This window comes from Pseudomaricurvus sp. (assembly GCF_965662505.1).
In the GTDB taxonomy this organism is placed as follows: domain Bacteria; phylum Pseudomonadota; class Gammaproteobacteria; order Pseudomonadales; family Cellvibrionaceae; genus Pseudomaricurvus.
The window spans coordinates 1-6,730 of the sequence record NZ_CBFIHX010000151.1 but is presented as its reverse complement, the minus strand read 5'-3'; the positions used below and the strand labels follow the sequence as shown (position 1 = coordinate 6,730).

General features: G+C 55.7%; 8 protein-coding genes. 5 read left to right on the top strand and 3 right to left on the bottom strand.

Translation table 11 applies throughout. The annotated features are described in order from the left end of the window. The 3 genes from ACTG33_RS15295 to ACTG33_RS15285 all read left to right on the top strand — a co-directional run. A partial coding sequence (locus ACTG33_RS15295) for a S41 family peptidase (RefSeq protein WP_439136090.1) occupies positions 1-921 on the top strand: 921 nt, incomplete at its 5' end. Positions 922-1,047: 126 nt separating this feature from the next. Next, positions 1,048-2,079, top strand: coding sequence for a divergent polysaccharide deacetylase family protein (locus ACTG33_RS15290; RefSeq protein WP_439136089.1), 1,032 nt, complete (start codon positions 1,048-1,050; stop codon positions 2,077-2,079). A 315-nt stretch (positions 2,080-2,394) separates the two neighbouring features. Further along, a complete protein-coding gene (locus ACTG33_RS15285) occupies positions 2,395-2,622 on the top strand; it encodes a DUF6316 family protein (protein WP_439136088.1) in 228 nt (75 codons plus the stop codon). Between the two features lie 161 nt (positions 2,623-2,783). Here ACTG33_RS15285 and hisF read toward each other — a convergent pair whose 3' ends face one another. The 3 genes from hisF to hisB all read right to left on the bottom strand — a co-directional run bounded on the left by hisF (position 2,784) and on the right by hisB (position 5,118). Further along, on the bottom strand, positions 2,784-3,557 hold the full coding sequence (gene hisF, locus ACTG33_RS15280) for an imidazole glycerol phosphate synthase subunit HisF (protein ID WP_439136087.1): 774 nt from the start codon (positions 3,555-3,557) through the stop codon (positions 2,784-2,786). A 71-nt stretch (positions 3,558-3,628) separates the two neighbouring features. Next, a complete protein-coding gene (hisH, locus tag ACTG33_RS15275) occupies positions 3,629-4,282 on the bottom strand; it encodes an imidazole glycerol phosphate synthase subunit HisH (RefSeq protein ID WP_439136086.1) in 654 nt (217 codons plus the stop codon). 242 nt (positions 4,283-4,524) lie between these two features. Then, positions 4,525-5,118, bottom strand: a complete 594-nt coding sequence (gene hisB / locus ACTG33_RS15270; RefSeq protein ID WP_439136085.1) for an imidazoleglycerol-phosphate dehydratase HisB — start codon at positions 5,116-5,118, stop codon at positions 4,525-4,527. A 372-nt stretch (positions 5,119-5,490) separates the two neighbouring features. On the opposite strand from hisB, the gene ACTG33_RS15265 reads away from it, so the two are divergent. Both ACTG33_RS15265 and ACTG33_RS15260 read left to right on the top strand, forming a co-directional pair. Continuing rightward, entirely contained in the window at positions 5,491-5,796 is a 306-nt protein-coding gene (locus tag ACTG33_RS15265) for a hypothetical protein (protein WP_439136084.1), read from the top strand. A gap of 239 nt (positions 5,797-6,035) precedes the next feature. Then, positions 6,036-6,730, top strand: a 695-nt coding sequence (locus tag ACTG33_RS15260; RefSeq protein WP_439136083.1) for a TonB-dependent receptor plug domain-containing protein, incomplete at its 3' end; no start/stop codon positions are given.

Sequence of the window (6,730 nt, the reverse complement as noted above, 5' to 3'; positions counted from 1 at the left end):
AATGACGCGGTTGATTTGATGCGCGGCCCGAAAGGCAGCGATATTACCCTGACCATCGTGCGCGAAGGGGTAGAGCAACCCTTTGATCTGGAACTGACCCGCGCCATCATCACCGTACAAAGTGTGCGTTCCAAAATTATTGAAGAGGGCTACGGCTATCTGCGTATCGCCCAGTTTCAGGTCAATACCGGTAAAGACACCGTCAAGGCCATTCAAAAACTGGAGAAAGAAGATCCGGGTCTGAAAGGGCTAATCCTCGACCTGCGCAACAACCCGGGCGGTGTCTTGCAGGCCTCTGTGGAAGTGGCGGACACCTTTCTGGAAGACGGCCTGATCGTCTACACCGAAGGCCGCGTCAGCAACTCCGATTTGAGCTACAAGGCAAAACCCGGCGACCTGACACACGGACTGCCCATCGTGGTTCTGATCAACGACGGCTCAGCCTCCGCCTCGGAAATTGTCGCCGGCGCACTGCAGGATCATCGTCGCGCCGTGATTCTCGGCACTCAGAGCTTTGGCAAAGGCTCGGTGCAAACCGTCATTCCTCTGGCCGAAGACCGCGCCATCAAGCTCACCACTGCACTCTACTTCACCCCCAACGGCCGCTCGATTCAGGCTCAGGGCATCATCCCCGACATTGAAGTGGAACGCGCCCAGGTCACAGCCCTCAAGTCCCGCGGTCTGCACATTACTGAAGCCGACTTACAGGGACGGCTGGATAACGCCAACGGCGGCAAGGCTCAGGACAGCAAGTCCCGCGCAGATGCTCACAGTCAGAAGGAGAATTTATTTTCAGAAGACAATCAGGTCTTTGAAGCTCTGAATCTGCTTAAAGGTCTCAACCTGTTTGGCAATCACCTGCCTCGGCCAGCTAAGACCGTGGCCGCGCTGGAGGACGAGCCCCTTCCGGAAGAAGACTGACCTCTCAAAGAGCGTGAATGTGCTGTGCTATGATCGCCTGATCATCGAACCAGTCGAGTCATAAGATATCGATATACAAGACATGACCGGCTGGTACAGCACTCACGATCAACGCGCGAGCCTCCCTTGAAACAACTGACCACCCTCTTACTGTATACCGCTCTGGGACTGTGCCTGACACTGTTCGGCTATTCTCTCTGGAAAGCCACGCTCGGCAAGTCGGACAGTCCTCACATTGACACTCACCCAGCCGCGCAATCAGCTCCGGCTGATGCTCAAGGCAGCGCGATACAACCTCAAAAGCCACGGTCGACGACACCCATCTCATCTTCAGAGACGCTCCCGACGACATCTTCCGAGGCGACAAGTCCTGAGCACGCCATCGCTCCCCCGCAGCCTCAGCCTGCAACTCCCGAAACGTCTGACGCCAACACGCCCATCAAAATTGCCATCATCATCGACGATGTGGGCTACAGCCTGCCTTACGGCACCGAGGCCGCGAGCCTCCCCGGGTCGCTGACACTGGCGGTGCTGCCACACAGCCCACACGGAGCAAAGCTGGCCGAGCTGGGCTTTCAACAGGGTAAGGAAATCATGCTGCACGTGCCCATGAGTACCGTTCAGCACCGCAAGCTGGATGTGGGTGGCCTGACAGCAGAGATGAGCCAACAGGAGTTCGAAACCACACTGACAGGCAATCTGGCCTCCATCCCCCATGTCCGCGGCCTCAACAACCACATGGGCAGCGAATTGACTCAGCGACCGCAACCCATGCAGTGGCTGATGACCGCACTGGCGCAGGAAAACCTGTTCTTTATCGACAGCCGCACCAGCGCCCAAAGCGTGGCCCTTCAAACCGCCGAGGCCAATCGTGTTCCGACCCGCAAACGGGATGTTTTTCTCGATAACACCCGCACCGCGGAAGCCATTGGCCAGCAGTTTGATACTCTGATCCAGTTAGCCCGTGAGCGCGGTAGCGCAATAGCCATCGGCCATCCGTACCCCGAGACACTGGCCTATTTGGACCGCGTTCTGCCCGAACTTGGACGTCTCGGCGTTCAATTGGTGCCAGTTTCACGCCTTTTAGCGGGGACTGTGTCACAGAACCCAACAACTCAGGCTCAAACGGAAACTCCCTCTTCGGTACGGGATCTATAGTTAATAAAGACACAGCGGACACTGGGCTGACAAACAGCCAATTGGTACAAATGACTGTATATTACGTGTCATGAGTTGCTTGGAAGCGCGAAAAACATGATGATGGTGTCGTTGAGAGCTATCTTCAGGCAAGGATTGCACACCAAGAGGCTTGACCTTTATTTTTTAGACGGTAAAGTTCCGGCACCTTTTGGCACGTAAATGGTTTTCCGTGACAGACGTTTTTACGGACCGCCATTACCCACTCTTAAATTTTCCACGGCTTACATAGGCGTGGTGAGAGAAGTTTCGTAACGGTGAAATAAGGAGATAATGATGACAACTTTACGTCAGGGTGAGACAGGAAGCCTACCCGAAAGAAACGAACGCTTTTTCAAGAAAGACGATTACTGGTACTACACCACCCGCGAAGGCGTGGATATCGGTCCATTCGACAGCGAGGATGATGCAGCAGCTGGCTGCTCGGACTTCATCGAGTTTATTTTCACCAGTGACCCCAACTTCCCATCGACGCTGGAGCAGTACGGTCGCGACGTGGCATAAATACCACGTAGCATTAGGCCTAAACACGTGGCTGACCCCTTCCAGACGCGAACCCCTGGGCGCACGGCTCTCTTGCCGATGCGTCCAGTTGCCTTGCCCTTTCCTGCTGCTTTGCCCTTTCCTGATGACCGGCTCGTTTAATCTGTTTGCCGGATCGTCCGTTACAACCGAACTTCAACGCCCTGTTGCTGCATAAACGCTTTCGCTTCCGGCACTGAGTGCTCACCGAAGTGGAAAATACTCGCTGCCAGGACGGCATCCGCCCGACCCTCTTTGACTCCATCCACCAGGTGCTGCAAATTACCCACACCCCCCGATGCGATCACCGGCACGGGTACCGCTTCGCTGATGGCGCGGGTCACGCCAAGATCGAAACCGTTTTTGGTGCCGTCACGATCCATACTGGTTAACAGAATTTCACCGGCACCATAGTCAGCCATCTTCGCCGCCCAGGCCACCGCGTCGATACCGGTAGGCTTGCGGCCTCCGTGAGTGAAGATTTCCCAGCGACCGGGCTCACCGTCAGCACTGACGCGTTTGGCGTCAATGGCCACCACAATGCACTGGGCACCGAAACGTTCGGAGGCCTGACGGACGAAATCCGGATTGTGCACCGCCGCCGAGTTAATACTGACCTTGTCAGCGCCGGCATTGAGCATGGTGCGAATGTCATCGATGGTGCGAATGCCACCACCCACCGTCAGCGGGATAAAGACCTCCGACGCGATCTGCTCCACCGTATGCACTGTGGTGTCGCGACCTTCGTGAGTAGCCGTAATATCGAGAAAGGTAATTTCGTCCGCGCCCTGTTCGTTGTAGCGCTTGGCAATCTCCACCGGATCACCGGCGTCGCGAATGCCGACAAAGTTGACCCCTTTGACCACGCGGCCATTGTCCACATCCAGACAGGGAATAATACGTTTTGCGAGAGCCATAACTGTTTACCGAAAGTAGGTTCCGAATTCAGAAGCAGGGTCCGAATTCTGATCTTTGTGGTGAGCCGAGCTTAAACCCGACCATCCCAGTGGACGAAGTTTTTCAGCAGCTGCAAGCCCGCGGTGTGGCTTTTTTCCGGGTGAAACTGCACCGCAAACAGGTTGCGATCACTGATGGCGACATCGAAGTCCAGACCATAGTGACAGCTGCCCACCACCTGCTCGCGCTTTTCCGCCTGAATGTAAAAGCTGTGCACGAAATAGAAACGACTGCCGTTCTCGATGCCCTGCCACAGCGGGTGATCGGTCAACTGAGTGACCTGATTCCAGCCCATATGTGGGACTTTCAGCTGTTCGTCCTGCTCGTCGCGCAGGTTCTTGCCAAAAAAGCGCACTGTGCCCGGCACTTGAGCCAGACATTCCACGCCGTTGTTCTCTTCGCTGTGATCCATCAGCGCCTGCATGCCCACGCAGATACCCAGAATCGGCTTACCACTGGCGATGACTTCAGGCACCAGCGTATCAAAACCGGAGTTGCGGATTTCGGCCATGCAATCGCGAATAGCGCCCACGCCGGGGAAGATCACGCGATCGGCTTGTTCGATCACGGCACGATCAGAGGTAATGGTCACTTCGGCCTCTGGCGCCACGTGCTCCAGGGCACTGGCCACGGAGTGAAGATTGCCCATACCGTAATCAATCACGGCAATGCGATTTGTCGACATACTGGTTCTCTGTGTTCTGTAACTCGTTGAAAGTCTGAAACTCGTTGAAAATCTGACCTCTGCCCGCACCCATAAAATGATGCAACCGCCGTTGCGAGGAGCGCAGCGCCAACAGTAGGGGCTTTAGGCGGCAATCCATGTATGGCAGAGCTATCTGTGCAGAGTGCTCATAATGGATTGCCGCGTCGCCCTTCGGGCTCCTCGCAATGACGACGATTTCAGTTGCGGTCAGCCTGCTCGACTTAGAGCGTCCCTTTGGTGGACGGCATCATCCCCGCCATACGCGGATCCAGCTCCAGCGCCATGCGCAGGGCACGACCAAAGGCTTTAAACACGGTCTCAATCTGGTGGTGCGCATTGTGACCACGCAGGCAATCGATGTGCAGGGTTACCTGAGCGTGATTGACGAAGCCCTGGAAAAACTCCCAGAACAGCTCGGTATCAAACTTGCCCACGCGCTTCTGGGTAAACGGTACGTGCATAATCAGTTCCGGACGACCGGAAAAGTCGATAACCACGCGAGACAGAGCCTCGTCCAGGGGGACATACGCGTGACCGTAACGACGAATACCTTTCTTGTCACCCAGCGCCTGGGCTACCGCCTGCCCCAAGGTGATACCGATGTCTTCCACGGTATGGTGGTCATCGATGTAGGTGTCGCCTTTGCAGGTGATGTCGAGATCAATCAGTCCGTGACGGGCAATCTGATCCATCATGTGCTCCAGGAAAGGCACGCCGGTATCGAAGGTGCCTGTGCCCTTGCCTTCCAGATTCGCGGTCACGGTAATTTGGGTTTCGAGCGTATCGCGGCTCACGGATGCGGTACGTTCCGCCATATTGATCTCCGGTCATTCGTGAAAAGCGGCTAAGACTGACGGTTCACCCACCAGCTGCCGGTATCGAGCCGCGAATTATACCCCGCTCCGACCCTGTTGGCCTACTGTTGGCCTACTACTGGTTTCCTATTGTTCCCATAGCAGGCTCCAATCGAAGGATTCCACCATTGCCTTCTACACGAGCCAGCGCCTCCCCTGCTTACCAGGCCTTCAAAACACCGAGGTGAAATAACTGCAAACTCTCCCAAATAGACATCTGTTTTAGTCTGTGAATCACATTTTCAATCAATTTCAGCTTGCGCTCTTCCGACGCAAAATGTAACCATATAACATTACTAACCCACACAGGTTCCGGCATCGCCCCATAACGCTATGCACCCGACACTCACCATCCAATCCGCCAGACGCTGGCTGCCACTGCTGCTTTTGCTGCTGGCTCTTGCGCAACTGGCCACCGTTGCTCACCAGCATCTGGATGACCACAATGTCGCGGACTGTACCCTGTGTCTGCACCACACCAACTTAACCGCCCTGTCCGGCAGTCACGCTCTGCCCGGATTGCCTGAGCAAGTGGCCTTTGCGCCCGTCGATCTTGATACCACCCGAGCTACCCAGGCCCCCTTCCGGTCCAGCGCTATTCGCGCCCCACCTGCGGGCTCTCCTCTCACGTTTTTATAACGTCTATTTCAAACCAAAACGCTATTTGACTGGTTTTATCAGCCTGTTGGCGTGATGAGCTTGTGTGCGGTTCCCGGCTTCTTGGCCAAATCGCAGCCCAACACTCATTGCACTCCGGCTAACGCATTACTGACCTGATGCCTTACAGGCCTGATGTTTAGAGACCCCTGTGGCTGCGTGCCTCAAGGACCTGATGACATGAGGTCTTAACGCGCACAGGTTTTTTGGAGAGCTCCACCTTGAAAAATACAATCTTGAAAAATACAACGAAGTACCGTCTGTTACCTCTGGCCGCCGTCATTATGGCCACCAATACCGGCCTGAGTCTGAATGTCTACGCCGATGATCAGAACACTCAGACCTCAAAGTTCAACAAACCCCACAACCACACTGCCTCCGGCCAATTGGAAGAAGTGATTGTCAGCGTGTCTCCCATTCACAACCAACACAGCAACAACGCCCGTCCGGTGTCGGTACTCAATGGCGATCAGTTGCGTCGCGATGCGTCGGCAACCCTGGCCGATACTCTCTCTGGCCAGGTAGGTGTCAGTTCAGCGTCCTTCGGCCCCGGTGTCGGCAACCCAATCATTCGCGGTCAGAGCGCCAATCGCGTGAAGGTCATGCAGGACAACCTGGATACACTGGATGCTTCCAACACCAGTGCCGACCACGCCAATACCACTGAGCCACTGCTGGCGGATCAAATTGAAATCCTGCGGGGGCCGTCGACTCTGCGCTTTGGCAGCGGCGCCATCGGCGGTGTGGTAAATGTGATAGATGGGCGAATTCCCTCTCGTCAGGCAGAGGGCATAAGCGGCGCACTCGAAACCCGCTACAGCAGTGTCAATGACGGTTCCGCCAGCGTGTTTCGCCTGGACGGCGGTAGCGGCGCTTTCGCCTTGCACGTCGATGGCCTGTACCGCGACAGCAATGA